The 24,129-nt window shown below is 63.5% G+C and carries 28 protein-coding genes and 2 tRNA genes; 15 read left to right on the forward strand and 15 right to left on the reverse strand.

Annotation, left to right across the window (positions count from 1 at the left end; translation table 11 throughout):
• Window positions 1–185: 185 nt before the first annotated feature.
• Window positions 186–899 carry a hypothetical protein gene (locus F3J17_RS27630; protein WP_167066492.1) on the reverse strand — a complete coding sequence of 238 codons (714 nt, stop codon included), beginning with the start codon at window positions 897–899 and terminating at the stop codon, window positions 186–188.
• Window positions 900–1,037: 138 nt separating this feature from the next.
• Here F3J17_RS27630 and F3J17_RS27635 point away from each other — a divergent pair, with 138 nt between their 5' ends.
• From F3J17_RS27635 to trmB, 5 genes are all read left to right on the forward strand, one after another.
• Window positions 1,038–1,358 carry an EthD family reductase gene (locus F3J17_RS27635; protein WP_167066689.1) on the forward strand — a complete coding sequence of 107 codons (321 nt, stop codon included), beginning with the start codon at window positions 1,038–1,040 and terminating at the stop codon, window positions 1,356–1,358.
• Window positions 1,359–1,445: 87 nt separating this feature from the next.
• A complete protein-coding gene (locus F3J17_RS27640) occupies window positions 1,446–2,009 on the forward strand; it encodes a YggT family protein (protein WP_167066692.1) in 564 nt (187 codons plus the stop codon).
• 108 nt (window positions 2,010–2,117) lie between these two features.
• Window positions 2,118–2,192, forward strand: a tRNA-Gly gene (locus tag F3J17_RS27645).
• Between the two features lie 296 nt (window positions 2,193–2,488).
• A complete protein-coding gene (locus tag F3J17_RS27650) occupies window positions 2,489–2,698 on the forward strand; it encodes a hypothetical protein (protein ID WP_167066695.1) in 210 nt (69 codons plus the stop codon).
• Window positions 2,699–2,949: 251 nt separating this feature from the next.
• Entirely contained in the window at window positions 2,950–3,729 is a 780-nt protein-coding gene (gene trmB / locus F3J17_RS27655) for a tRNA (guanosine(46)-N7)-methyltransferase TrmB (RefSeq protein ID WP_167066698.1), read from the forward strand.
• An 87-nt stretch (window positions 3,730–3,816) separates the two neighbouring features.
• Here trmB and F3J17_RS27660 read toward each other — a convergent pair whose 3' ends face one another.
• From F3J17_RS27660 to F3J17_RS27670, 3 genes are all read right to left on the reverse strand, one after another.
• Entirely contained in the window at window positions 3,817–4,707 is an 891-nt protein-coding gene (locus F3J17_RS27660) for an undecaprenyl-diphosphate phosphatase (protein ID WP_167066701.1), read from the reverse strand.
• Window positions 4,708–4,758: 51 nt separating this feature from the next.
• Window positions 4,759–5,274, reverse strand: coding sequence for a DUF1439 domain-containing protein (locus F3J17_RS27665; protein ID WP_240161182.1), 516 nt, complete (start codon window positions 5,272–5,274; stop codon window positions 4,759–4,761).
• Between the two features lie 148 nt (window positions 5,275–5,422).
• The gene (locus tag F3J17_RS27670) at window positions 5,423–5,734 is read right to left on the reverse strand and encodes a YkgJ family cysteine cluster protein (RefSeq protein WP_345891258.1); all 312 of its coding nucleotides are present in this window, start codon (window positions 5,732–5,734) and stop codon (window positions 5,423–5,425) included.
• 230 nt (window positions 5,735–5,964) lie between these two features.
• Here F3J17_RS27670 and hemN point away from each other — a divergent pair, with 230 nt between their 5' ends.
• Entirely contained in the window at window positions 5,965–7,350 is a 1,386-nt protein-coding gene (hemN, locus tag F3J17_RS27675) for an oxygen-independent coproporphyrinogen III oxidase (RefSeq protein WP_167066710.1), read from the forward strand.
• An 82-nt stretch (window positions 7,351–7,432) separates the two neighbouring features.
• A tRNA-Leu gene (locus tag F3J17_RS27680) sits at window positions 7,433–7,517 on the forward strand.
• A gap of 192 nt (window positions 7,518–7,709) precedes the next feature.
• Here the strand turns inward: F3J17_RS27680 and F3J17_RS27685 are convergent.
• The 3 genes from F3J17_RS27685 to poxB all read right to left on the reverse strand — a co-directional run bounded on the left by F3J17_RS27685 (window position 7,710) and on the right by poxB (window position 10,319).
• The gene (locus F3J17_RS27685; protein WP_167066712.1) at window positions 7,710–8,141 is read right to left on the reverse strand and encodes a helix-turn-helix domain-containing protein; all 432 of its coding nucleotides are present in this window, start codon (window positions 8,139–8,141) and stop codon (window positions 7,710–7,712) included.
• Window positions 8,142–8,150: 9 nt separating this feature from the next.
• Window positions 8,151–8,414: a DUF4258 domain-containing protein gene (locus tag F3J17_RS27690; RefSeq protein WP_240161180.1), complete on the reverse strand. Its 264-nt coding sequence runs from the start codon at window positions 8,412–8,414 to the stop codon at window positions 8,151–8,153.
• A 186-nt stretch (window positions 8,415–8,600) separates the two neighbouring features.
• A complete protein-coding gene (gene poxB / locus F3J17_RS27695) occupies window positions 8,601–10,319 on the reverse strand; it encodes a ubiquinone-dependent pyruvate dehydrogenase (protein ID WP_167066714.1) in 1,719 nt (572 codons plus the stop codon).
• Window positions 10,320–10,609: 290 nt separating this feature from the next.
• Here poxB and F3J17_RS27700 point away from each other — a divergent pair, with 290 nt between their 5' ends.
• Both F3J17_RS27700 and F3J17_RS27705 read left to right on the forward strand, forming a co-directional pair.
• Entirely contained in the window at window positions 10,610–11,317 is a 708-nt protein-coding gene (locus F3J17_RS27700; RefSeq protein WP_167066717.1) for a 16S rRNA pseudouridine(516) synthase, read from the forward strand.
• 154 nt (window positions 11,318–11,471) lie between these two features.
• Window positions 11,472–11,660 (forward strand): hypothetical protein, encoded by a 189-nt coding sequence (locus F3J17_RS27705; protein ID WP_167066720.1) that lies wholly within the window; start codon window positions 11,472–11,474, stop codon window positions 11,658–11,660.
• A gap of 33 nt (window positions 11,661–11,693) precedes the next feature.
• Here the strand turns inward: F3J17_RS27705 and F3J17_RS27710 are convergent, their stop codons facing one another.
• Complete coding sequence (locus tag F3J17_RS27710; RefSeq protein WP_167066723.1) at window positions 11,694–12,785, reverse strand: NAD-dependent epimerase/dehydratase family protein; 1,092 nt, start codon at window positions 12,783–12,785, stop codon at window positions 11,694–11,696.
• Window positions 12,786–12,848: 63 nt separating this feature from the next.
• Here F3J17_RS27710 and F3J17_RS27715 point away from each other — a divergent pair, with 63 nt between their 5' ends.
• The 3 genes from F3J17_RS27715 to F3J17_RS27725 all read left to right on the forward strand — a co-directional run bounded on the left by F3J17_RS27715 (window position 12,849) and on the right by F3J17_RS27725 (window position 15,898).
• On the forward strand, window positions 12,849–13,880 hold the full coding sequence (locus F3J17_RS27715; RefSeq protein WP_167066726.1) for a CDP-6-deoxy-delta-3,4-glucoseen reductase: 1,032 nt from the start codon (window positions 12,849–12,851) through the stop codon (window positions 13,878–13,880).
• A gap of 353 nt (window positions 13,881–14,233) precedes the next feature.
• Window positions 14,234–15,418, forward strand: coding sequence for an acetylornithine transaminase (locus F3J17_RS27720; RefSeq protein ID WP_167066729.1), 1,185 nt, complete (start codon window positions 14,234–14,236; stop codon window positions 15,416–15,418).
• Between the two features lie 15 nt (window positions 15,419–15,433).
• Window positions 15,434–15,898: a GNAT family acetyltransferase gene (locus F3J17_RS27725; RefSeq protein ID WP_167066732.1), complete on the forward strand. Its 465-nt coding sequence runs from the start codon at window positions 15,434–15,436 to the stop codon at window positions 15,896–15,898.
• Window positions 15,899–15,981: 83 nt separating this feature from the next.
• Here the strand turns inward: F3J17_RS27725 and F3J17_RS27730 are convergent, their stop codons facing one another.
• From F3J17_RS27730 to F3J17_RS27760, 7 genes are all read right to left on the reverse strand, one after another.
• On the reverse strand, window positions 15,982–16,698 hold the full coding sequence (locus F3J17_RS27730) for an ABC transporter ATP-binding protein (protein WP_167066736.1): 717 nt from the start codon (window positions 16,696–16,698) through the stop codon (window positions 15,982–15,984).
• A complete protein-coding gene (locus F3J17_RS27735; RefSeq protein WP_167066739.1) occupies window positions 16,698–17,474 on the reverse strand; it encodes an ABC transporter ATP-binding protein in 777 nt (258 codons plus the stop codon). The genes F3J17_RS27730 and F3J17_RS27735 overlap by 1 nt, the downstream gene beginning before the upstream one ends.
• A 13-nt stretch (window positions 17,475–17,487) precedes the next feature.
• Window positions 17,488–18,657 (reverse strand): ABC transporter ATP-binding protein, encoded by a 1,170-nt coding sequence (locus F3J17_RS27740; protein WP_167066742.1) that lies wholly within the window; start codon window positions 18,655–18,657, stop codon window positions 17,488–17,490.
• Window positions 18,658–18,673: 16 nt separating this feature from the next.
• A complete protein-coding gene (locus F3J17_RS27745) occupies window positions 18,674–19,624 on the reverse strand; it encodes a branched-chain amino acid ABC transporter permease (protein ID WP_167066745.1) in 951 nt (316 codons plus the stop codon).
• A 211-nt stretch (window positions 19,625–19,835) separates the two neighbouring features.
• A complete protein-coding gene (locus F3J17_RS27750) occupies window positions 19,836–20,384 on the reverse strand; it encodes a hypothetical protein (RefSeq protein ID WP_167066748.1) in 549 nt (182 codons plus the stop codon).
• A 546-nt stretch (window positions 20,385–20,930) separates the two neighbouring features.
• Complete coding sequence (gene ispH, locus F3J17_RS27755; RefSeq protein WP_167066751.1) at window positions 20,931–21,890, reverse strand: 4-hydroxy-3-methylbut-2-enyl diphosphate reductase; 960 nt, start codon at window positions 21,888–21,890, stop codon at window positions 20,931–20,933.
• A 9-nt stretch (window positions 21,891–21,899) separates the two neighbouring features.
• Window positions 21,900–22,355 (reverse strand): peptidylprolyl isomerase, encoded by a 456-nt coding sequence (locus F3J17_RS27760; RefSeq protein ID WP_167066755.1) that lies wholly within the window; start codon window positions 22,353–22,355, stop codon window positions 21,900–21,902.
• A 171-nt stretch (window positions 22,356–22,526) separates the two neighbouring features.
• On the opposite strand from F3J17_RS27760, the gene radC reads away from it, so the two are divergent.
• The 3 genes from radC to rpmG all read left to right on the forward strand — a co-directional run bounded on the left by radC (window position 22,527) and on the right by rpmG (window position 23,954).
• Window positions 22,527–23,312: a DNA repair protein RadC gene (gene radC, locus F3J17_RS27765; protein WP_167066758.1), complete on the forward strand. Its 786-nt coding sequence runs from the start codon at window positions 22,527–22,529 to the stop codon at window positions 23,310–23,312.
• A gap of 230 nt (window positions 23,313–23,542) precedes the next feature.
• On the forward strand, window positions 23,543–23,776 hold the full coding sequence (gene rpmB / locus F3J17_RS27770; protein ID WP_027794135.1) for a 50S ribosomal protein L28: 234 nt from the start codon (window positions 23,543–23,545) through the stop codon (window positions 23,774–23,776).
• A 10-nt stretch (window positions 23,777–23,786) separates the two neighbouring features.
• Window positions 23,787–23,954: a 50S ribosomal protein L33 gene (rpmG, locus tag F3J17_RS27775; protein ID WP_027817504.1), complete on the forward strand. Its 168-nt coding sequence runs from the start codon at window positions 23,787–23,789 to the stop codon at window positions 23,952–23,954.
• Window positions 23,955–24,129: the final 175 nt, after the last annotated feature.

Below are 24,129 nucleotides of genomic sequence, written 5' to 3' on the forward strand. Positions count from 1 at the left end.
CCTGGTGACGGCGCATCGCGTGCGCCCGGTCAGAGTTACCTGACCCGTCGCCAAAGGTCTCTGATACGTAGGTAATGTTTGATTACAAATTGGTCGCGTCGCCTCGCCCCACGAACCTGGCGCCGGAAACGACGAAGCCCGGTGCAGAGACCGGGCTTCGTCGGATCGGATCGGGATGTCGGACGCTAGCCGACTTTCACATACGCGAATTCGCGTGAGACGCTCGGCGGCACGTAGGCGCCGCTGATCTGCACGCGTGGCGTGAGACGCTTTTTCTGATCCCACCAACGGCGACGCTGATGGGGGGTGAGGAACCGCAGATGCTTACGGTAAGCAAAAATGCTCATGGTGACCTCCCGAATCGGTGTACCGAAAGGAAACAGCCCAATTGCACGACAGCAACAGAAAAGAGCTGGAAAAACCGCAGTCATGGAAACCATTGTGCGCAGATCGCGCGAGCGCCGAACGCGGTGTAGCGAGATAGCCGCGTGCGCGGGACATAACGTCCGGGACCTGTTCGTCGCACGTTCAACGTGCTGGGCGAACGCGGCAGCGGCGGCCCCTGGCCAGTCACGCTGCGGGTCGAATCGATTGCCCCGGGCATCCATCGCGCGCGCCAGGCGAAATCCCGTTGCTCCGGGTGCCGGCTGCGACCTGCGATCGAGCCCCTTCCATGCGCGCCCACGTTCGCGCAGCAGAACCCGTGCCACGGGTTCGTCATGAATTCTGTCGGCGACAGCCATCCTGTCTTTATTGGGCTGCTGCCGTTGTGCCCTCGCGTCCTTTTTAACCGGACCATGCGCATCGCTTCGGTACGTCAGCGAACACTGCGCGACGCCGAACGTCGGGCGGCCACTGAAACCACTGTAACGGTTTACCCGGAAGCCTGTCAGAATCATGTGCGCAAGCCACGGGCAGCCGTCATCCCGCGCCCATCCTGGCGAGGCGTAAGCCGTGGTAATGTGGCAACGGCGCGCAGGTGCCGGCGCAAGGCGGCACGGGGCGCACGCTTAGGGATTCATCGACGAGAACGCACAATGATCAAGGTCAGCATCCTTTATCCGTATCGGGAAAACGGCCGGTTCGACAGCGAGTACTACGTGACGCGGCACATGCCGCTCGCCGCGCAACTGTTCGGGGACGCCTGCAAGGGCTGGTCGGTCGACATCGGCATCAACGCGGGGCCACCGGGCACGCCGCCGCCCTATGTGGCGACGGGGCACTTCCTGTTTGAAACGCTCGACGCCTTTTACGCGGTGTTCGCCGCGCACGACAAGGTGCTCATCGACGATATTCCCAACTACACCGACGGCGGCAACGGCACGATCCTCATCAGCGAGATCAAGATCACGGTCTGATCCGCGCGCCGCGAGCCATCGCACGCGTGCAGGCGCCCAGCGGCGCCACCGCGTACCGTCACTCACCAAAAGAAGGAAAAAACACCGATGTTCGGCGATATCGCCCGTTTTCTGCTCAACACGATCTTCACGTTGTTCGGCGCCGCCCTGCTGATGCGCGCCTGGCTCCAGTTCGTCCGCGTGCCGCCCTATAACCCGGTCACGCACGGCATCCAGCAGGCCACCAACTGGCTCGTCCTGCCGCTGCGCCGGGTGATTCCGGGCGTACGTGGCGTCGACTGGGCGAGCATCGTGGCCGCGCTGCTTGCGTCGATCGTCTACGTGCTGCTGATGGTGTGGCTGGTGGGCGTCGATCCGCTCGGCCTGTTGCCCACGCTGCTGATCGTCGCGGTGCTCACGCTCGTGAAGTGGGCGCTCAACCTGCTGATCTGGCTCACCATCCTGATGGCGCTGCTGTCGTGGCTGAACCCGCGCTCGCCCGCCATGCCGGTGTTGTTCCAGGTCACCGCGCCGTTCCTCAACCCGCTGCGCCGGATCCTGCCGAACTTCGGCGGCCTCGATCTTTCGCCGATCCTGCTGTTCGTGATCGTGCAGGTGCTGCTGATGGTCGTCACGCGCGCGGCGGTTTCGCTCACGCTGTTCGGTATCTGATCCGGGTCTGACCGGGTCTCCGGATCATCGTTTGAATCGCGTCGCCGGGTTTTTCAGATTGCGCGAATTTGCGCAACCCGGCGAAAAACGCGTAAAATGGCGCGCTCTGCGGGCGTCGTATAATGGCCATTACCTCAGCTTCCCAAGCTGATGACGTGGGTTCGATTCCCATCGCCCGCTCCAGAATGCCTCGCCGCTCTTCGTCATCGTGACGGAACGGCATCCAGCGCCAAACCGGCTCCCCTCTTTTGCAAAGTTTGCGGTTCTCCCGCCAGTGCCTTCGCGCGCCCGGCTTTCGGCATGCTTGCGCAGTTCGCTGCGCGTTGCTCGATCGTTGCGCTAGCATCTTGTTTGCGTGGCTCGATCCAGACTTGTTCCGATTTAGACCCGCATGATCGGCGCAATCCGATCCTCCGCCAACCACCCGCGTTTTCCCCCTGCGTGCCCGCGCGCAGGCGTCATCGATGGAACGATTTTTCATGTCCCGCCGCAGTGCGGTTGCGCTCATCGTGAGAGTGCGCACATCACTGCTTGCCCATAACGACGACCAGCCGCCCGCCAACGCCCAGCGTCAGCAGGAGCGCGTCGCCGCACTCACGCGTCTGCTGTTCGACGTGCGCGCCGGCCGCGTCAGTGTGTTCGAGCTGAAAGATCCGGCGTCGATGCACATCACCATCTCGTCGGACTGACCCGAAGCGCGGAATAAACCCGGCCCCGCAGCGCGTCAGGCACCGCGTCAGGGGCCACAAGCCGCGCTGTTATAATGAGCGGTTCGCGGTCGTGTGTGCCTCGCGTGCGCCTGTTAGCGACCTTGCGCGCCTGCGCATGCCGATCTGCCCGAACTTGAGCGGCACATGTCCGCCAGCAGCGAGTCCCGCCGCAAGCAATGTCTGCCTCTGCGCCAGACGCGGCCCGCTGCCTCTATTTCCCATCCTCGAAGATGAACCACGAACCGAACGATCCGGCGGACGACGCTCCCGACGCCGCTGAAATGCCCGCCGCAGCCGACGCTGACCAAACCGCCGAAGAAGGCACGGAAGCCGGCCTGCGCCATCGCCGTATCCGCAGCTTCGTGACGCGCGCCGGGCGCGTGTCGACAGGCCAGCGCCGCGCGATGGACGAACTCGGGCCGCGCTTCGTCGTGCCCTATGCACCCGAGGCGGCCGACTTGAGCGCCCTGTTCGGCCGTGAAGCGCCGCGCGTGCTGGAGATCGGTTTCGGCATGGGCGCGAGCACGGCGGAAATTGCCGCATTGCGCCCGAACGACGATTTCCTCGGCGTGGAAGTGCACGAGCCGGGCGTCGGCGCGCTGCTCAAGCTGATCGGCGAGCAGGACCTTACGAACATCCGCATCATCCAGCACGACGCCGTGGAAGTGCTCGAAAACATGATCGCGCCGGACAGCCTCGACGGCGTGCACATCTTCTTCCCCGATCCGTGGCACAAGGCGCGCCATCACAAGCGCCGCCTGATCCAGCCGAAGTTCGTGCAACTGCTGATCTCGCGCATGAAGCCGGGTGCGTATCTGCATTGCGCGACCGACTGGCAGAACTACGCGGAACAGATGCTTGAAGTGCTGGGCGGCGAAGCCGCGCTCGAAAACACGGCCGCCGATTACGCGCCGCGCCCCGACTATCGCCCGGTGACGAAGTTCGAGCGCCGCGGTCTGCGCCTCGGTCATGGCGTGTGGGATCTGGTGTTCAAGCGCCGCGCGGTCTGAAATCGGATCAAACGACGCTGACAAAACAAAACGGGCGCCTTCGCGGCGCCCGTTTTGCATTGCTGGATCGAATCGTGAAGGCGAACGTCAATCGCCCCAGTCCAGGCCGCCGCTATAACCCACCAGCAGGATCACCAGACCGAACACGATGCGATACCACGCGAACGCCGTGAAATCGTGCGAGGCGACATAGCGCAGCAGCCAGCGCACACAGGCGAACGCGCTCACGAAAGCCGCGATAAAACCCACGCCGAACAGACCGAACCAGTCCATCGACAGCGTCTGCCAGGTCTTGTGAAGCTCATAGAGCGTCGCGCCGAAGATCACCGGAATCGCGAGGAAGAACGAGAACTCCGTGGCGACGCGGCGCTCGACGCCAAACAGCATCGCCCCGATGATCGTCGCGCCGGAACGCGACATGCCGGGGATCAGCGCGCAGCACTGCGCACAGCCGATCTTGAAGGCGTCGAGCAGCGTGATCTCGTCGAGCGAATTCACGCGGGCGGGCCGCGCCGTGCTGACGGCCACCGTCCCTGCGGCGTTGCCGGCCGCATTGCTCATCACGCCGCCAGCCGCCCGCATGCGCCCTTCCACCCACAGAATGACCAAACCGCCGAAGACGAGCGCACACGCCACTGGAACCGGCGAAAACAGCACCGACTTAATCGCTTTCTCGAACATCAGGCCGAGCACGACGGCGGGAATGGTCGCCACGATGACGTTGAGCGCAAAGCGACGCGCATTGGGCCGCGACGGCAGGCCAGCCACCACGCCGCCAATCTTGCGGCGAAACTCCCAGCACACCGCGAGAATCGCGCCGAACTGGATCACGACGTCGAAGGTCTTTTCATACTCGCCGTCGAAGCCGAGCACGCTGCCCGCCACGATCAGATGCCCCGTGCTGGAAACCGGCAGAAATTCCGTCAGCCCTTCGACGATGCCCAGAATCAGGGCCTTGCACGTCACGATCCAGTCCATCCCTGCACCTCGCGATAGTGGCGTCGCGCGTGCCGAGACTAGCTTCTGTCGCTATTTCTCGACGATCTGCACGCGTATGCCGTTTGTAAGGATGGTGATTGTACCGGGTTCGTAATTCACGCCGGCGAACTGGAGCTGATCGGGCTTGAACGTGTAGACGGGATAGTTGGTGAGCAACTGGGCGGCGGCCATCGCCGCCACGGCGTTGACCTGCTGCCCGTACGCGGCGGCATTGCCCGCCATATCGACGCTATCGACCGACGGCGAGCGCAGCACGACCGAGCGGCTGGTCGCGTCGTAGGCCAGTTCGCTCGACAGTGTGAACGCGCCGTTGACGGGCTGCTGCATGAGCGGGCTTTCGAGGTGGGCGTCGACATGCACGGCCACGCGATTGCGATCGGGCAGCAAGGTGACGACAGGATTGGTCAGCGCGACCTCGAACAACTGCTGCACCGAGCGGTGATACGGGAACTTGCGCAGCACCGCATCCTGCACCTGCTGCTGCGAGAACGTGTAGTGATCGGGGATGAACGGGAACGTGCCGCTCGCGCAGGCGCCGAGCGACATCGCCGCGCCCGCGGCAGCACAGGCCGACAGCAGGAAAGCGCGCCGCGTGGCGCGAGGTGCGTCCGGAGTGCGCGAGAGGTGGGGAGCGCGCGGCGCGCGTCGGATCATGCGAAATCTCCTTGAAGAACGGCGATGCTCAACGAGCGCGTCAATGCGCACCCCGGGGCGTGGACGGCGGCTGCGTGGCGGCTTCGAGCTGATCGAGCCAGAACAGCGCCTCTTCGCGCGACGTGCCGCACATCTCGGCCTGCGGTTGCAGTCCGGAGCAGCAGGCGGGCCGCAACGGCGAACCGAATATCTTGCACTGCAAGTCCTCGCCTAACTGCGCGCAACGCACGCCGGCGGGCTTGCCATCGGGCATGCCGGGAATCGGCGAGCTGATGGAGGGCGCGATACAGCACGCGCCGCAGCCGGGGCGGCAGGCGTGCGCGGACGCGCTAGAAGTTGAAGCGGCACTCACATCGGCTTCCTGAAACAAAACGGTTGCTGAATCAAAACGACAGCGCGGCAACAACTTGCGCGGCGCTGCCCGCATTGTGCCACCTCGCGCGCGTCGGCCTGGACTGGCTCTGACTGCGACCTTTTTACACAAACGGTGCGGCCCATCGCCCTCTTACACTGGATTCATCCGGCGCTGTCGGAGCCGCCTGCCCGTGCGGCGCCCCCGCGCCTCATCCCAGAGAGCCCCGCATGAGCGACGCCGACCTCCTCTTCCGCCCCGACCTGCTCGCGAAGTACGGCGCGAACGGCCCACGGTATACGTCCTATCCGACCGCCCTGCAGTTCCGCGACGATTTCGATCTCGACCACTACCGGCGCGCGGCCGCCGATCCCGGCGCCGCCGATACCGACCTCTCGCTCTACTTCCACATCCCGTTCTGCGACACCGTCTGCTTCTATTGCGGCTGCAACAAGATCGCGACAAAAAACCGCGCCCGCGCAAAGCCTTACGTCCAGCAACTCGTGCGAGAAATGGCATTGCAGGCGGCGCTGTTCGACACGAAGCGCCCCGTATCGCAACTGCACTGGGGCGGCGGCACGCCCACGTTTCTTTCGCTCGACGAAATGAGTACGTTGATGGCGGCCACGCGTGAACATTTCGCGCTGCAGCCCGAAAGCGAAGCCGAATACTCGATCGAGATCGATCCGCGCGAGGCCTCGGCCGAAACGATCGGCCACCTGCGCAGCCTGGGTTTCAACCGGCTGAGCCTTGGTGTGCAGGATTTCGATCCGGTCGTGCAGCGTGCCGTCAACCGCGTGCAGCCGCTCGAACTGACCATCGACGTGATGAACGCGGCGCGCGCGAACGGCTTCGATTCGATCAGCGTCGATCTGATCTACGGGCTGCCGCATCAGGACGTCAAAAGCTTCGGGCGCACACTCGACACGATCCTGCTGCTCGCGCCCGAGCGCATTTCGGTGTTCGGATACGCGCACATGCCGCAGCTCTTCAAGATGCAGCGGCAAATCGACGCCGCAGCACTGCCGACGCCCGCCACGCGGCTCGCCCTGCTGCAAAGGGTGGTCGAACAGTTGACCGACGCGGGCTATGTGTACATCGGCATGGATCATTTCGCGCTGCCCACCGACGAACTCGCGCGCGCCCAGCGGCAGCGCACGCTGCATCGCAACTTCCAGGGCTACAGCACGCGCGCGGACTGCGATCTGATCGGCTTCGGTGCTTCGTCGATCGGCAAGGTCGGCGATGTGTACGCGCAGAACGCGAAGGATCTGCCTGGCTACGGCGCGGCCATCGACGCCGGGCGGCTGGCAATCTCGCGCGGCGTGCGCCTCACCGCCGACGACCGGCTGCGCCGCGACATCATCACCGAGCTGATGTGCAATCTCGAATTGCGTTTCGATGAATTCGAGGCGGCCTATGGGGTGCGCTTTCCAGCGGCCTTTGCGCCGGAACTGGAGCGGCTGCGCGCCTTCGAAGCGGACGGGCTGATCGCGCGCAGCTCCGACCGGCTGGAGGTGCTGCCCGCCGGGCGCATGTTCGTGCGCAACATCGCCATGGTGTTCGACCGCTATCTGGGCACGCAGCAGGCAGAGCGCTTTTCGCGCACGATCTGAGCGCAGCTTGCCGAGGCTGCGGTTTTACGTCATAATTTACGGCTACTTCGAGCGCCTGTTCTCTAGACGGGTTGCGAGAGCTGCCTCGGTGGTGAAATTGGTAGACGCGCCGGACTCAAAATCCGGTTCCGAAAGGAGTGCCGGTTCGATTCCGGCCCGAGGCACCACAAAGAGATTCGAGCAAAAAGCCCAGCCCTAACCCGGTTGGGCTTTTTGCTTTCTGAGCCTCGCGAAGCACTTCCAGCGCGCCACGGCACACGATGTATGGACAGGCCGGCGAGGCCTTGCGGGCTTCTGGGGCTACTGCGGATCTACGTGGGTTTTCGGTTTTCGGCTCTGCGCTCTTCGACTTGAAATTCTTAGGCAGCCTTCAGCCAGACTCCTTCCGTGTCCTGGAATATCAGTCGCTCATCGACTTTCCGATCCAGATCTGCGACGCGCTCGATCAACTCCTTCAGCTTCACGTTTCCGTCGATTGTTTCTAGATAAATCGCGCGAAACATCCTGTCCGCGGTCTTGGGTATCTTGCCGCGCTTTTCCCAGAGCGCCACGGTTTGCTCGGACGTTCCAAGCAAATCTGCGGCGCGATGTTGGGACAAATCCAACTCCTTTCTGAGGAAGCGGAATTCCGCTGCTGTCAGATGGCTTTTGCGTGCCAGCACACGACCAATCTCGCGATGAAGTCCATCTGCGTTTTCGATCGATACGGCTTCCCCGGAAGATGTTTTTCTGACGGTGTAGCCGTTAGCCAGCCACACGTTTAGCAGTCCGGTCTCTGTGTAGTGGTACATGGCTTCCTCTCAAAATACAGTGACGACGATGACCCAGTCGCCGTGTTCATCGCGCTCCAACACCGCCGCCACGTTGACATCGTCGCCCGCACTCCTACGATTCAAAGTGCATTGCCAATGCCCTTTGCTGTTCGTGTGGGCCGGTTCGGTAACGCTGCCACGTCTGAGGCAATCGTAAATCTGCGTCGGCGTGATTTTTCGCTCGCGCATCCGCTTCTTTGCATGCGGCGAAATGGATACGCGCGCCGTATCCTCGGCAGTTTCACGAATCAACCGCTACAGGTTCACGTCGCTCAATCTGAACGGTATGGACTGGATAGTCATACCCATAATTATTATGGGTTACGCCAGCGCAATCGAGCGTATCGCGCACATGTCTCGACGCACATCAAACGCAGTGACGCTACAAAAGCAAAGCCCCGCCGCAGCGGGGCTTCGTGTTCTCCTAGTGCACCACCCTCACCGCAAATTCGTCTCCGCCAGTTCCAGCACCTCGTCGCCGCGTCCGCTCAGCACTGCGCGCAGCATGTACAGGCTGAAGCCCTTCGCCTGCGCCCATTGCAGCTTCGGCGGCATCGCCAGTTCGTGCTTTGCCGTCACCACATCGACGAGCGCCGGCCCCGGATGCGCAAACGCTTCGCGCAGCGCATCGTCGAGCGCCTCCGACGTTTCCACGCGCAAGCTGAACAGCCCCGCCCCCCTGGCGATATCCGCGAAGTTGGTCGCGGCGAGATCGGTGCCCGTTTCCACGTAGCCGCCCGCTTTCATCTCCATCGCCACGAAACCGAGCGAGCCATTATTCAGGACAACGATCTTGATCGGCAGGTCGAGCTGGCGCGCCGTGAGGATATCGCCAAGCAACATCGACAGTCCGCCGTCGCCCGACAGCGAAATCACCTGACGCCCCACGTGCGCGGCCTGCGCGCCAAGCGCCTGCGGCATCGCATTCGCCATCGAGCCGTGGTTGAACGAGCCATGCAGCCTGCGGCGGCCGTTCATTGTCAGATAGCGCGCGGCCCATAGCGTGGGCGTGCCGACGTCGACGGCGAAAATCGCATCGTCGGCGGCGAGCGCGTCGAGGCGCGCCGTCACGTATTGCGGATGCAGCGGCTTGCCCGCGGGTGCCGGACGCGCGAGATCGTCGAGTCCCTTGCGCGCCTCGGCGTAATGTCCGCGCGCCTTGGTGATGAAGTGGCGGTCCGTCTTGCGCGTGAGCTTGGGCGTGAGCGCGCGCAGCGTCTCGCGCACATCGCCGATCAAACCCAGCGCGAGCGGCGCGCGTTTGCCGAGCGCCGCCGCATCGCGGTCGATCTGCACGATGTTGGCGTGTCCGGGATAAAAGTTGCGATACGGGAAATCCGTGCCGAGCATGACCAGCGTGTCGCACGACATCATCGCGTGATAGCCCGAGCTGAAGCCGATCAGACCGGTCATGCCCACGTCGTACGGGTTATCCCATTCGACGTATTGCTTGCCGCGTAGCGCGTGCACAGTCGGCGCACCGAGCGCGTCCGCGAAGGCCACCACTTCGTCGTGCGCGCCTTTGCAGCCGCTGCCGCACAGCAGCGTCACGGCCTCCGAGCGGTTGAGCAGTTCCGCCAGCCGGTCGAGGTCCGCCGCGGCGGGCAAGGTCGCGGGGCGCTCGGTCTGCACCCACGTCGGTTCCTCGTCGGGCGCGTCGAGCAGCGCGACGTCGCCCGGCAGCACGATCACGGCCACGCCCTTCTGGTCGATCGCCGTGCGCAGCGCCGTGGCCAGCACGCGCGGAAATTGCGAGGGATTGGTGACGAGTTCAACGTAATGGGCGCACTCGCGAAAGAGTTCGGTCGGGTGCGTTTCCTGGAAATAGCCGAGGCCGATTTCCGTCGACGGGATATGCGCGGCAATCGCCAGCACCGGCGAGCGGTTGCGATGACAGTCGTACAGGCCGTTGATGAGGTGCAGATTGCCCGGGCCGCAACTGCCCGCGCAGACTGCGAGGCGGCCGGTCGCGGCGGCTTCGGCGCCGGCCGCGAAGGCAGCCACCTCCTCGTGTCGCGTATGCATCCAGCGGATCGAGCCAAGCTTGCGCAGGCTCGCCGACAACCCGTTCAGGCTGTCGCCCGTCACGCCCCAGATCCGTTCGACACCCACCGTTTCGAGCGTTTTCGCCAGAAAATCCGCAATCGTCTTCGCCATGCTGTCCTCCACGTAAGCTGACAGGCGCAGCGCACGCCACATGGCGGCGGCGCGGCGCTGCGCGAAAAAAAGGGAAGCGAGCAGCCCGAGCGCGATGGCGTGAAGCGATCCACGGGCCACTGCATCGCGCTACGTTACGCCAAGTGCGCGAAACACGTCGTGAACGGCGTTCAACTGCAACCAGATTGGATGCGAACCGCAAGCCGATCGTCGGCGAGCGCAGCGTTGCGAGCCTGGCGGCCCGTAGGCTTCGCTAAAATGCTGCGGTTTCAGGTAGCCGGCGTCTCGTCATGAATCTCGAAAGCATTCTTTTCTCACAGGGTTTCGGCACGCGCCGCCAGTGCCGCGGCCTGATCGCCGACGCTCGCGTGAGCGTCGCGGGCGAGTCCTGCACCGATCCGCTCGCCGACTTCGACACGGACGGTCTGGTGTTCGGCGTCGATGATGAATCCTGGCCGTTTCACGAACGCGCCTATCTCGCGCTGAACAAGCCTGCGGGCTACGAGTGCTCGCGCGATCCGCAGCATCATTTGAGCGTGTTTCATCTGCTGCCGCCGCAGTTCGCCGAGCGCAATGTGCAGTGCGTGGGCCGGCTCGATCAGGACACCACCGGCCTCCTGCTGCTCTCCGACGACGGCCAGTTCGTGCATGCGTTCACGTCGCCCAAACGCAAGGTGCCGAAGATCTACGTGGCGACCACGCGCCATCCAGTCGACGATGCGCAGTTGCAGGCGCTGCGCGACGGCGTCCTGTTGCACGGCGAGCGCGCGCCGAGCGTGGCGCTCGCGGCCAACGCGCGCGGCGAGCACGAGCTGGAGTTGAGCGTGCTCGAAGGCAAGTATCACCAGGTCAAGCGCATGGTGGCCGCGGCGGGCAACCGTGTGGAGGCGCTGCATCGCGAGCGCATCGGCGGCTATACGCTGCCCGCGGACCTCGCGCCGGGCGCCTGGAAGTGGCTCGACGCCGCTGAACTGACCGCATTGCGCAACACGGGGTAAACCACGTCGCATGCCGCGCGGCCTTGTCCAGCCGGGCGGTCAACGTTTTCAAGCGCTGAATGCGCCCTTTTTATGCCGCGCCGCAGCATGCTCTTCCTGACACCCCGCCCTATACTCCCTTAAACAACGATTACAAGTTTCAAGGAGGGGCATCATGGACATCAACGACACCTTCGGCATTCCATTCGTGTTGATGGCTTTCATGGGTCTAGGGGTGATTCTGATCGGCGGCCTGCTGGCGTCGATGCGTTATCGGCATCAATACCATCCGAATCTGATCGGAGCGCTCATCGGGGCTCTGCTGTGCTTCCTCCTGATCGAGGCGCTGCCGGCAATCACGTGAACGGCACGCTTGCGCCGCGCCGCCCATCCGACCTTACGGGTGCGGCGACCGCGAGCGCACGGACTCGCTCAAAAACGCATCCACATCGGGATAACGCAGGCGCACACGCAATTCGCGCGTGAGCCGCGTGTTGTCCAGCCGCCGCGATTCGCGCATGAACGACAGCAGCACCGGGTCAAGCTCGCGCTCGGCCACGGCGCGGCTCACGCGCGGCGCGCGCTCCAGACCGAAGGCATCCGCGACGCGGTCGAAATATTCCCCCATCTTGAGTTCGCTATCGTCGCTTGCGTGAACGATGCGGCCCGCTTTGCCGTGGGTGGTCATGCGCACAAGGATGGCCGCGAGATCGTCGGCGTGGATGTGGCTGGTGTAGACGTCGTCGCTGGCCGCGAGCGCGGGCGTGCGCTTTTCCAGCCGCGCCAGCGGCAGGCGGCTCGCCGCGTAAATGCCGGGGATGCGGGCGATGGTCGCCTTCAGCGCGCCGCTTGCCGTGGCGCGCCGCAATTGGCGCTCGGCGGCCACGCGCCGTTTGGCGCGCGCGTTGGCGGGCCGCGGCGTGCGCGTTTCGTCGATGCGCGCTCCGCCGCAATCGCCGTAAACGCCCGTCGTGCTGGCATAAACCAGCGTCGGACGCAGGCGCGCGGCGGGTTGGGCGCGACGGGATCGTAAGGTGCGCTCGGGTACAATAGAGGATGGTTTTGGCGCCGAAAAAGTGCCTGAAGCCGGGCCCGCGGTTGGTCCCGATGCGGCGCGCATTTTGCGACTGAAGTGGCGTGCGGCGCGACGTGTAGCAAGACGTGCAACCGACCGGCGGCGCGCCTTGAGCGCGGCAATCAGCCTGCGGGTGCGCAAATCGTCGTCGCCGTCTTTCTGGGGCGGCGCGAGGTGCAGCACGGTGCCGGCGAGACCCGCCAGCCGCGTCATACGCGAACGCTGGTCGAGGTCGCCCAGAACGGGCACGGCGCCCGCGGCGCGCAGCAGGTCGACGCGCTCCGGTCGGCGGGTCAGAGCAAATACGCGCGGACGAGCGCGACGCGCCTGAAGTTGCGCGACGCAGCGCAGGCCGACGTCGCCGCAACCGACGATAAGGATGCGCGCACGGCGCAAGGTTCGTGTGGCAATCATGGTGGACCTATTTTATCCGCCGCCCGCCGTTCCCCCGAATGACAGACTTACGCTTTCTCGAATATGGCTTTCAACGTAACGCTTAAGCAAAGTGGCCGGCAATTCCAGGTCGAGCCCGACGAAACCGTTCTCAACGCGGCCCTGCGTCAGGGCGTCGGCATTCCGTACGGCTGCAAGAACGGCGCGTGCGGATCGTGCAAGGGCACGGTCTGCAGCGGTGAAGTCGAGCAGCGCGCCCACGCGGCCTCGGCGCTGTCGAACGACGAACGCACGCGCGGCATGGCGCTGCTGTGCTGCGCGACCGCGCAGACCGACCTCGAAGTCGACATCCGCGAAGTCGCGGGCGTGGGCGACATGCAGGTGCGCAAGCTGCCTACCCGCATCGCCGCGATCGAGCGCCGCGCCGACGACGTCGTCGTCCTCAAGCTGCAACTGCCCGCCAACGAGCGTCTGCAGTACCTCGCCGGCCAATACCTCGAATTCATCCTTAAGGATGGCACGCGCCGTTGCTATTCGATGGCCAGCGCCCCGCACGAGGAAGGCCCGATCGAGCTGCACATCCGCCACATGCCGGGCGGCAAGTTCACCGACCACGTCTTCACGCAACTGAAGGAGCGCGACATCCTGCGCTTCGAAGCGCCGCTCGGCACCTTCTTCCTGCGCGAGGATTCGGACAAACCCATCGTGCTGCTGGCTTCGGGCACCGGTTTCGCGCCGCTCAAGGCGATTGTCGAGCATGCGGTTCACAAGAACCTGAACCGCCCGATGACGCTCTACTGGGGGGCGCGCCAGAAGAAGGATCTGTACCTGATGGAGCTCGCCGAACAATGGGCGAAGGACATCCCGAACTTCCGCTTCGTGCCGGTGCTCTCCGAACCCGCCGCCGAGGACGCCTGGACCGGCCGCACCGGTTTCGTGCACCGCGCGGTGATCGAGGATCTGCCCGATCTGTCGGCCTGCCAGGTCTACGCCTGCGGCGCGCCGGTGATGGTGGAATCGGCCCAGCGCGACTTCACGCAACACCACGGCCTGCCCGAAGACGAGTTCTACGCGGACTCGTTCACGAGCGCCGCGGACCTCGCGAACGCGGTCTAATCCAGTGCAAGCGCCGTCGTCAAAGGCTTGCGCCGCGCCCGTTGCGCGCGCAAGCCTGGCCGCCGTCACGAAAATTTCTTCGCCGGCCTGCACATTGACGGTTTACATCGCCGATCCGCTTGTCGTATTCTTGCGCCCATGAACCGCATCCTGTCCGAACTCCGACGTCGCCGCTCGCCCCATCTCTAGGGCCTGGCTTAGTCGCGGACGCGCGTTGCGAAGGGTTTCACCCCACAGCGCACAGGAAGTTCGAATCACGAAAGCCACGGCCAGCCCGTGGCTTTTTGTTTTTCTGCCGCATCGTTTCACCCCGTTTTCAACCCTTTTGCAATCCCATCGCGGAGCCCGTTGCCATGAATTTTTCCGAGTACCCGATCGAGTCGCTGATGTACATCACCAACCGGCCCGAAATCGTTTTCACGCATGGCAAGGGGTCGTGGCTCTACGACAACGAAGGCAAGCGATACCTCGACTTCATCCAGGGCTGGGCCGTCAACAGCCTGGGCCACGGCAACGAAGGCATGATCGAAGCGCTGGAAAAGCAGGCGCGCCTGCTGATCAACCCGTCGCCGGCCTTCTACAACGAGCCGATGGCGAAGCTCGCCGGCCTGCTGACCGAACATAGCTGCTTCGACAAAGTGTTCTTCGCCAACAGCGGCGCGGAAGCCAACGAAGGCGCGATCAAGCTCGCGCGCAAGTGGGGCAAGAAGCATCGCGACGGCGCGTACGAGATCATCACGTTCGATCACAGCTTCCACGGCCGCACCATCGCGACGATGTCGGCGAGCGGCAAGCCGGGCTGGGACACGATCTACGCACCGCAAGTGCCGGGCTTCCCGAAGGCCGATCTGAACGACATCGCCTCGGTCGAAAAGCTCATCACCGGCAAGACCGTGGCCGTGATGCTCGAACCGATCCAGGGCGAAGGCGGCGTGATTCCCGCCACGCGTGAATTCATGCAGGCACTGCGCGCGCTCACGAAGAAGCACGGCATCCTGCTGATCGTCGACGAAGTGCAGACCGGCTGCGGCCGTGCGGGCACCCTGTTCGCCTATGAACTGTCGGGCATCGAACCGGACATCATGACGCTCGGCAAGGGCATCGGCGGCGGCGTGCCGCTCGCGGCGCTGTGCGCGAAGCAGGAAGTCTGCGTGTTCGAAGCGGGCGATCAGGGCGGCACCTACAACGGCAATCCGCTGATGACGGCGGTCGGCTATTCGGTGATCTCGCAAATGGTCGCGCCGGGCTTCCTCGAAGGCGTGCGCGCTCGCGGCGAATACCTGCGCGAAAAGCTGCTCGAACTGTCGGCTGAACGCGGCTTCCAGGGCGAGCGCGGCGAAGGTCTGCTGCGCGCGCTGATGCTCGGCAAGGACATCGGCCCGGAAATCGTCGAAAAGGCCCGCGTCATGCAGCCGGACGGCCTGCTGCTCAACGCGGCGCGCCCGAACCTGCTGCGCTTTATGCCCGCGCTGAACGTCACGAACGAGGAAATCGACCAGATGATGGCGATGCTGCGCACCATCCTCGACTCGCTGTAAAAGCCGGAGCACGCGATGTCTGTCACCCTCCGCGTTTTTTCGGAAGCCGATACCGAGGCCGTGCTCGCGCTCTGGCTGCAGGCGTTTCCGGAGTACAACGACACGACCCGGCCGCACCGCAATCCGCGTCTGTCGATTGCGAACAAGCTCGGCACGCAGCCGGAGCTGTTCTTCGTCGCCACCCGCGATGAAGACGGTGTGATCGTCGGCACGGCAATGGCGGGTTACGACGGACATCGCGGCTGGCTGTACTCGCTGGCCGTGGCGAACGAGGCGCGGCGTCTGGGCATCGGCACGCGCCTGGTGCGCCACGCGGAAAGCGCGCTCGCGGCGATGGGCTGCCTCAAGCTCAACCTGCAGGTGCTCGCCGACAAACCCGAGGTGATCGCGTTCTACGATTCGCTCGGTTATCGCGCGGATGCGGTGGTGAGTCTGGGCAAGCGGCTCGCTGTCGCGCAGGAATCCGAAGCAGTCGCCTGAAGCACGATCCGCGCTACCGGCAATAAAAAAAGCCGCATGAGCATCACGCTCATGCGGCTTTTGTCCTTCTGGCGTCGCGTTACTTACTCACCCAGATACGCAGCGCGCACCTTCGGATCGTCGAGCATCTGCTTGGCGTCGCCTTCCATCGTGACGAGACCGGAATCCATCACGTAGCCGCGGTTCGCTGCCTGCAGCGCCAGACGCGCGTTCTGCTCGACCAGCAGCACGGTGATGCCTTCGCCCGAAATCGTGCGCACCACTTCGAAGATCTTCTCGACCATGATCGGCGAGAGACCCATCGACGGCTCGTCCAGCAAAAGCAGCTTCGGACGGCTGATGATCGCGCGCGCCATCGCCAGCATCTGCTGCTCGCCGCCCGAGAGCGTGCCCGCGAGCTGCGTGGCGCGTTCCTTCAGGCGCGGGAAGAAGCCGAACATGCGATCGACGTCCTTCGCGATGCCGTCCTTATCGTTACGCAGATAAGCGCCCATCTGCATGTTTTCGATGATCGACATGCGCGCGAAGATGCCGCGGCCTTCCGGCACCATCGCCAGACCCTGCTTGAGCAGTTCGTGCGCGGGGATGCCCTTGATCGACTTGCCCATGTACTCGATGTCGCCCGCCGCGTACGCCTTCAGGCCCGTGATCGCCTTCATGGTGGTGGTCTTGCCGGCGCCGTTCGCGCCGATCAGCGTGACGAGTTCGCCCTGCTGGACCTCCATGTCCACGCCCTTCACTGCCTGGATGCCGCCGTAATTGACCTGCAGGCCCTTGATTTTCAACATCGGTGTAGCCATCAGTGAACTCCCGCGCCCAGATATGCTTCGATAACCTTCGGGTCCTTCTGCACGTCCTGCGGCAGACCTTCGGCGATCACCTTGCCGTAGTCGAGCACTGTCATGCGGTTGCACAGGCCCATCACCAGTTTCACGTCGTGCTCGATCAGCAGGATGGTCTTGCCATCGGCGCGGATCTTGTCGAGCAGGCGCGTGAGTTCGACCTTTTCAGTTGCGTTCATGCCCGCTGCCGGCTCGTCGAGCGCGAGCAGCTTCGGATCGGTGGCGAGCGCACGCGCGATTTCCAGACGGCGCTGGTGGCCGTACGAGAGGTTGCGCGAGGTGTAGTCCGCGTACTGGGCGATGCCCACATATTCGAGCAGCTCGATCGCGCGTTCCTTGATCTCGCGCTCTTCCTTGCGCTCCGAAGGCGTCTGGAACACGGCGCCCAAAAGGCCGTGTTTCGTCCGCACGTGACGGCCGACCATCACGTTTTCGAGCGCCGTCATGCCGCCGAACAGACGGATGTTCTGGAAAGTACGCGCGATACCGGCCTTCGCGACCTGGTACACGGCCGTCGGCGTGTAGGCGTCGCCGTCGAGCTTGAACTCGCCCGAATCCGGCGTGTAGAGGCCCGTGATCACGTTGAAGAACGTGGTCTTGCCGGCGCCGTTCGGGCCGATCAGACCGTAAATCGTGCCTTCTTCGATCTGCAGGCCCACATCGGACAGAGCCTGGAGGCCGCCGAAGCGCTTGTTCACGCCTTTGACGGACAGGCGGATTTGCTTGTTGCTCATATGTGTGGCCCCCTTAAGCGCGCACCGGCTTCTTGCTGCCGCGTTTGGCGATCTTCGCGATCTTGTCTTCGTGCTTCGGCGCGGGCCAGAGGCCTTCCGAGCGGTACAGCATGATCACGACCATGGCGAGACCGTAGAGCAGCTGGCGAATCACTTCCGTATCGACGATCTCATGACCGAAGATCGCGTTCTGCAGCGGACCCATGGTCGAGCGCAGGAACTCAGGGAAGATCGCGAGCAGCACCGCGCCCAGGATCACGCCCGGAATGTGGCCCATGCCGCCCAGCACCACGCAGGCCAGCACCACGACCGATTCCCAGAACGTGAACGATTCCGGCGACACGAAGCCCTGGAACGAACCGAACATCGCGCCCGACAGACCGCCGAACGACGCGCCCATGGCGAAGGCGAGCAGCTTGACGTTACGCGTGTTGATGCCCATCGCCTTGGCGGCGATTTCGTCTTCGCGGATTGCGGCCCATGCACGGCCGATACGCGAGTGCTGCAGACGCGTACAGACCCAGATCACGAACAGCGCGCACACCACGAAGGCGTAGTAGTACATGTACACCGACGGGAACGAGAACCCGAGGAAGGTGTGTGTCTGCGCGAGATTGAAGCCGCCGATCGTCAGCGGATCGATACCCGTGATGCCCTTCGGGCCGTTGGTGATGTTCACCGGACGGTCGAGGTTGTTCATGAAGATACGAACGATTTCCCCGAAGCCCAGCGTCACGATCGCGAGGTAGTCGCCGCGCAGACGCAGTGTAGGTGCGCCGAGCAGCACGCCGAACAACGCCGCGAGCGCCATCGCGCACGGAATGATGATCCAGAACGGCGCATGCAGCCCGTTCGGGAACATGTGCGCGATCCACTCGAACTGCGAGGTCAAATGCGGCGAAGACAGCAGCGCGGCAACGTAGGCGCCCACCGCGTAGAACGCGATATAGCCCAGGTCCAGCAGGCCGGCGAAGCCCACCACCACGTTCAGGCCCAGCGCGAGCATCACATAGAGCATCGCGAAGTCCAGCACGCGCACCCAGTAGTTGCCGCCCGTTGCGCCCACCACCATCGGCAGGGCGATCACGAAGGCCGCCGTGAGAATGCCCACGGTCAGCGTCTTCGTCATGTTCTTTTCGGGGATGAGCGTCGTCGACGGCTCGATCGGTTGAATGGAAGTCATGTTGTCCTACCCCCTCTTATGCGCGGTCCGCGACACGTTCGCCCAGCAGCCCCGACGGACGGAACACGAGCACGACGATCAGCACGACGAATGCGAAGACGTCCTGATAGTTACTGCCGAATACCCCACCGGTCAGATTGCCGATGTAGCCTGCGCCAAGCTGCTCGATCAGACCGAGCACCACGCCGCCGACCATCGCACCGCCGAGGTTGCCGATACCGCCCAGCACCGCTGCGGTGAATGCCTTCATACCCGGGATGAAGCCCATGTAGAAGTGCGCGTTGCCGTATTCGGAGGCGATCATCACGCCAGCCAGCGCTGCGAGCGCCGAGCCGATCATGAAGGTGGCCGAAATCACGAAGTTCGGGTTCACGCCCATCAGCGAGGCGTTGTTCGGGTTCTCGGCGATCGCACGCATGGCGCGGCCGAGCTTGGTTTTGTGCACGAGCAGCAAGAGGCCTGCCATCACGACGAACGCCACGATGATGATGACGATTTCGGTCGGCGAGATCACCGCGCCTACGCCCGTGTCAGTCGGCTTGATGACGTTGATCGGGTCGGTCGAGATGAGCTGCGGGAAGGGCAGCGGATTGCGGCCCCAGATCAGCATCGCGAGCGTCTGCAGCAGGATCGACACGCCGATGGCGGTGATCAGCGGTGCGAGACGCGGCGCGCGGCGCAGCGGCCGGTACGCGACTTTTTCGATCGTGTAGCCCACGAACGCACAGACGACGGCGGCAATCACCAGCGCGATGCACAGCGTGGGAATGTTCCCAAGGCCCGGGAAGTGGTTCTGCAGCACCGTGATCGCGGACAGCGCCACCATCGCGCCGACCATCAGCACGTCGCCGTGCGCGAAGTTGATGATGCCCAGAATCCCGTACACCATCGTGTAGCCCAGCGCGATGATGGCGTAGATGCTGCCTAGCACCAGCCCATTCAGGACCTGCTGGATGAAAATATCCATTTAATGCTCCTTTGCCCGTGCGACCGGATTCGCGCTTGTCATCGGCCGGTGGGCGATGTTTTACGGAACCGCAACGACACTCTCGGGTACTGAAGTAAAAGACCGGTAACGGTTGGCCACATCTGGTTCGCGTTGTCGCTGTGTCGCAGCGGCAGGCTCGCCAGAGGCGGATGCAAAAACGGCACCGTCGGATGGTTCGGTGCCGTCGGGTTCAACGACCTGTCACTTTCGCTGCGACGCGCATGGTGCAAGCCTCGCGGCCGGCACCCTCTGCGCCTTGCGTCATGACTCCCCTTTCCAGGCGGATCGCGGCACTCGCGGACACGGCGTCGATCGACGCTGTGGGGCCGCGCAGTCCTGCGGTCAAACTGGCAGACAGTTCCTGGGTTCGAGCCGCGCTACCTTTTACGGCAGCATCGCCCCCAACTTTTGGGTCCGTTACGAAATCCGCTTCTGCGGGCTTCGTGGCGCCGTTGCTGTATGCAACATGCGTGCCAGTTTTCATGACAACGGAGAGGATTGCGATTCCGGTCGGCTCGGCAGCGCGCACCTGCTTCAGGCACACGTGGCTCAAACGCCTTTCCCCAAGGCGTTTGTGGCCGTTGTCATCGTCGTTTCCGGAATGCATATCGGTTCTCTCCGGGAGCGCAACGGTCATCGATGTCGCATTCACACCCGCTTCAAGGCCACGGGAACACCCCACGAAGTGTGGCGCAACCGCAGCCGCTGAAGACGCGGCGAAAGCAAACTCGAATTGCATGTAAACAGGTCTCCTGCGCCTTCCGAAATGCTTGCCTGGCGGGCCTCACGCGGACGTTTGGCCCCTCAGAACGCGCGCATTGTAACTCCAATTATGCGGCCGGCAATATTGTTGAACCGACAGGGTTTTCCTGCATTGCAACCACCCTCTGAAAGAAGAAGCCGTCAGAGGTTGCACCCTTGGTTGCGCCGCATTTTCGTGCATCAGTTGCACCAGAATTCGGCGCAATTCGCATCAAGTGTTGTAACCGGCGGCCGCAGTCCCTTATGGGGCGGGCATCGCATGTGTGATGACAGAGATTTAAGCGATCATTGAGTGCGAGCACCGAGTTGGTGCGATGGAGATATTCAGGACTCCACATGCCCCATTAAACGGGGTCACACCATGACAAACGACCCTGCCCTATAGCGAAAACACTAATACGAAGAGGGTGTAGCAACGCGGTTAACCGCACGTTTCTGACGATTGATCCCTATTTATTGGCGCAGGCGTGAAAAAAGCGCGCCAGCGGCGCGCTTCGGGATCGAGCGTGAGGCTAAGCCGACTTCAGGCAGCCTGGCCCAGACCGCGCGGCAGCGGGAACGCAATGTTTTCCTCAATGCCTTCGAGCGCGCGCACATTGCGCACGCCCAGCTCGTTCAGACGCTGGATGATCTGCTGCGCGAGCGCCTCGGGCGCCGACGCACCCGCCGTCAGGCCGATACGACGCTTGCCTTCAAGCCACTTCGGATCGATCTGGTCGGGCGCATCCACCATATAGGCGGGGATGCCGCGCTTTTCCGCGACTTCGCGCAGACGGTTCGAGTTCGAGCTGTTCGGGCTGCCGACCACGATCACCACGTCGCACTGCGGCGCCATGAACTTGACCGCGTCCTGACGGTTTTGCGTGGCGTAGCAGATGTCCTGCTTCTTCGGCTCGCGGATCGCCGGGAAGCGCGTCTTGAGCGCGGCGATGATGTCGGCGGCATCGTCCACGGACAGCGTGGTCTGCGTGACGAACGCCACGCGCTCGGGGTCGCGCAGCGTGAGCTTTTCGACGTCGGCGATATCTTCGACCAGATACATGCCCTCGCCGACCTGGCCCATCGTGCCTTCCACTTCCGGGTGACCCTTGTGGCCGATCATAACGATGTCGAGGCCTTCGTCGCGCATCTTCGCGACTTCGACGTGCACCTTGGTCACGAGCGGACACGTGGCGTCGTAGACGCGCAGGCCGCGCGCTTCGGCGTCGGCGCGCACCGCCTTGGAGACGCCGTGCGCACTGAAGATCACCGTATTGCCCGCGGGCACTTCTTCGAGCTGCTCGATGAAGATCGCGCCCTTCTTGCGCAGATCCTCGACGACATACGCGTTGTGGACGATCTCGTGGCGCACGTAGATGGGCGCGCCGTGGATCTGGATGGCCCGCTCGACGATCTCGATGGCACGGTCGACGCCGGCGCAGAAACCGCGCGGCTGGGCTAGCAGAATTTCAGCGTTGGCGAGAAAGGACGTGTCCGTGGTCATGGGCTTTCTTTACAGGATTCCAATGATTTGCACTTCGAACGCAACCGCCGCGCCTGCCAGCGGATGGTTGAAATCGAACAGCGCGGAGGTTTCGTTGACTTCCTTGAGCACGCCGGCGTAACGATCACCGTTAGGTGCGTTGAATTCGACCAGATCGCCGGGGCGGAAGCTCTCGCCGATCACCGCGTTGTCGCGCAGGGTCTTGAGCGAAATGCGCTGGATCAGGTCGGGGTTGCGCTGACCGAAGGCGACGCCCGGTTCTAGCTGAAAGGTGGAGTGGTGCCCCACCTTGAGACCCCGCAGAATATCTTCCAGCGGCGGCGCGAGCTGGCCGGCGCCCAGCAGCAGCGTGGCGGGCCGGTCGACAAAGGTGTTGACGATCTCGGTGCCATCGGCGAGCGAAAGCCGGTAGTGCAACGTGACGTGGGAACCGGGTTTCACCTCGGAGATGTCGATGATGCTCATGCGGTACTCATTTTCGTCTGGGCGCGCCCGACGTGCGTGCTCGCCCCTAACGCCCCGAGGGGCCGGCCCGGCCGCCGTCTGACAGCGGTCGGAAAACCCGTATTGTAAGCCACATAGTTCCTGGGCGGACGCCGCGCGCATGGCCGGCGCCGCCCTCGCAAAGGAGGTCGAATGTTCGAAATTGCCTGTGACAAGCCGCTCTGGAGCAGCGACGCCGCCTGTGCGCCACCGCTGCAGCCGTTGCCGGGTTTGAAACCCGGCGGCGCAGTCGCGTTCGCGCCGCTCGAGCCCGGCGCGCCGCGTCGTCCCGCCATGCCGCGCGAGCGGTTGCGCGAAGCCGGGCCTGGCGCGCTATCCGACCTCGAACTGGTCGCGCTGCTGCTCGGCTCGGGCCTGCCGGGCCACGACGTATTCGACGTCGCGCGCTCGCTGCTCAAGCACTTTGGCTCGCTGCGCGCCATGCTGGACGCCGAGCGCGAGGAATTCGAAGCGTTGCGCGGCATCGGCCCGGCCAAATCATCGAAATTCGTGGCCGTGCTGGAACTGGCGCGGCGTGCGCTCGCCGAACAGATCGAGGAAAAACCGCTGATCGACTCGCCCGGGGCGGTGGAGGATTATTTGCGCTTATTGATAGGCGGCCGCGCCCATGAGGTGTTCATCTGCCTCTTTCTGGACATCCGGCACCGATTGATCCGCACGGAGGAAAGTACGCGCGGCACGCTTACGCGCATGGCGGTGTATCCTCGCGAGGTCGTACGGCGCGCGCTGATGCTCAACGCCGCGCATCTGATCGTGGCGCACAATCACCCTTCCGGCGCCGTCCAGCCAAGTGCAAGCGACCGCCGTCTCACGCGGGTTCTACGCGAAACGCTTGCTCTCGTCGACGTAAGACTCGTCGATCACCTGATCATTGGCACGCAGGAGACGTTTTCGTTCGCGCGCCATGGGCTGGATTGAACCAGCACCGTTAAATGATGTTTGATTTTCCAGGCAATTTTCTGCTAGACTCACGGTTTGCCTATTTCCAACCCTGTTCTGAAGCCCTTCGCGGTCTTCCAGGGGAAATACGGCCTGGGTTCGAGGTTGTCTCTCATCCATACGTGAGCGCGCTCTTATTCCGGCCATTTCTCGCCTGGGAAACTACAATAAGCGGCTCTCGAACTCAGAATTTCCGTAGGAGTGCACTCATGGCACGTGTATGCCAAGTCACTGGGAAAGCGCCGATGAGCGGCAACAACGTTTCCCACGCAAACAACAAAACCAAGCGCCGTTTCCTCCCGAATCTGCAAAATCGCCGTTTCTGGGTTGAAAGCGAAAACCGTTGGGTGCGTCTGCGCATCTCGAACGCAGGCCTGCGCCTGATCGACAAGAACGGCATCGATTCCGTGCTCGCAGACCTGCGCGCACGCGGCGAACTGTAAGGAGTAAATCATGGCCAAGGGTATTCGCGACAAGATCAAGCTCGAGTCGACCGCAGGCACGGGTCACTTCTACACGACGACGAAGAACAAGCGCAACATGCCGGAAAAAATGTCGATCAAGAAGTTCGACCCGGTTGTTCGTAAGCACGTCGAGTACAAGGAAACCAAGATCAAGTAATTGATCCGGTTTCGAGCCTGACGAAGACAAGAAAAGCCCCGCCTTTGGCGGGGCTTTTCCTTTTCCGCCTCCCCTTTTTCCTTTCCCGCCTCATGTGCGGCTTTTCCTACGCTCCCCACTCGGAGTATGCTTGCCGCTTCACCCGCCGCCGGCACGCCTACCACGCGAAGTGGGC

Origin of the sequence: Burkholderia sp. Ax-1719 (genome assembly GCF_011753055.1) — a bacterium.
In the GTDB taxonomy this organism is placed as follows: domain Bacteria; phylum Pseudomonadota; class Gammaproteobacteria; order Burkholderiales; family Burkholderiaceae; genus Paraburkholderia.

Bases quoted from the DNA above. Each gene is read 5' to 3' on its own strand.
- F3J17_RS27665 (WP_240161182.1), bottom strand. From the start codon at position 5,274: ATGTCGCTCGGCGCCTGCGCGAGCGGCACGTTCCCGTTCATCCCCGAT.
- radC (WP_167066758.1), top strand. From the start codon at position 22,527: ATGTTCGAAATTGCCTGTGACAAGCCGCTCTGGAGCAGCGACGCCGCC.
- F3J17_RS27760 (WP_167066755.1), bottom strand. From the start codon at position 22,355: ATGAGCATCATCGACATCTCCGAGGTGAAACCCGGTTCCCACGTCACG.
- trmB (WP_167066698.1), top strand. From the start codon at position 2,950: ATGAACCACGAACCGAACGATCCGGCGGACGACGCTCCCGACGCCGCT.
- F3J17_RS27745 (WP_167066745.1), bottom strand. From the start codon at position 19,624: ATGGATATTTTCATCCAGCAGGTCCTGAATGGGCTGGTGCTAGGCAGC.
- F3J17_RS27650 (WP_167066695.1), top strand. From the start codon at position 2,489: ATGTCCCGCCGCAGTGCGGTTGCGCTCATCGTGAGAGTGCGCACATCA.
- F3J17_RS27720 (WP_167066729.1), top strand. From the start codon at position 14,234: ATGAATTTTTCCGAGTACCCGATCGAGTCGCTGATGTACATCACCAAC.
- F3J17_RS27700 (WP_167066717.1), top strand. From the start codon at position 10,610: ATGAATCTCGAAAGCATTCTTTTCTCACAGGGTTTCGGCACGCGCCGC.
- F3J17_RS27660 (WP_167066701.1), bottom strand. From the start codon at position 4,707: ATGGACTGGATCGTGACGTGCAAGGCCCTGATTCTGGGCATCGTCGAA.
- rpmG (WP_027817504.1), top strand. From the start codon at position 23,787: ATGGCCAAGGGTATTCGCGACAAGATCAAGCTCGAGTCGACCGCAGGC.
- F3J17_RS27740 (WP_167066742.1), bottom strand. From the start codon at position 18,657: ATGACTTCCATTCAACCGATCGAGCCGTCGACGACGCTCATCCCCGAA.
- F3J17_RS27685 (WP_167066712.1), bottom strand. From the start codon at position 8,141: ATGTACCACTACACAGAGACCGGACTGCTAAACGTGTGGCTGGCTAAC.
- F3J17_RS27630 (WP_167066492.1), bottom strand. From the start codon at position 899: ATGATTCTGACAGGCTTCCGGGTAAACCGTTACAGTGGTTTCAGTGGC.
- F3J17_RS27640 (WP_167066692.1), top strand. From the start codon at position 1,446: ATGTTCGGCGATATCGCCCGTTTTCTGCTCAACACGATCTTCACGTTG.
- F3J17_RS27715 (WP_167066726.1), top strand. From the start codon at position 12,849: ATGGCTTTCAACGTAACGCTTAAGCAAAGTGGCCGGCAATTCCAGGTC.
- F3J17_RS27730 (WP_167066736.1), bottom strand. From the start codon at position 16,698: ATGGCTACACCGATGTTGAAAATCAAGGGCCTGCAGGTCAATTACGGC.
- ispH (WP_167066751.1), bottom strand. From the start codon at position 21,890: ATGACCACGGACACGTCCTTTCTCGCCAACGCTGAAATTCTGCTAGCC.
- F3J17_RS27725 (WP_167066732.1), top strand. From the start codon at position 15,434: ATGTCTGTCACCCTCCGCGTTTTTTCGGAAGCCGATACCGAGGCCGTG.
- hemN (WP_167066710.1), top strand. From the start codon at position 5,965: ATGAGCGACGCCGACCTCCTCTTCCGCCCCGACCTGCTCGCGAAGTAC.
- F3J17_RS27710 (WP_167066723.1), bottom strand. From the start codon at position 12,785: ATGATTGCCACACGAACCTTGCGCCGTGCGCGCATCCTTATCGTCGGT.
- F3J17_RS27635 (WP_167066689.1), top strand. From the start codon at position 1,038: ATGATCAAGGTCAGCATCCTTTATCCGTATCGGGAAAACGGCCGGTTC.
- F3J17_RS27705 (WP_167066720.1), top strand. From the start codon at position 11,472: ATGGACATCAACGACACCTTCGGCATTCCATTCGTGTTGATGGCTTTC.
- rpmB (WP_027794135.1), top strand. From the start codon at position 23,543: ATGGCACGTGTATGCCAAGTCACTGGGAAAGCGCCGATGAGCGGCAAC.
- poxB (WP_167066714.1), bottom strand. From the start codon at position 10,319: ATGGCGAAGACGATTGCGGATTTTCTGGCGAAAACGCTCGAAACGGTG.
- F3J17_RS27735 (WP_167066739.1), bottom strand. From the start codon at position 17,474: ATGAGCAACAAGCAAATCCGCCTGTCCGTCAAAGGCGTGAACAAGCGC.
- F3J17_RS27750 (WP_167066748.1), bottom strand. From the start codon at position 20,384: ATGCAATTCGAGTTTGCTTTCGCCGCGTCTTCAGCGGCTGCGGTTGCG.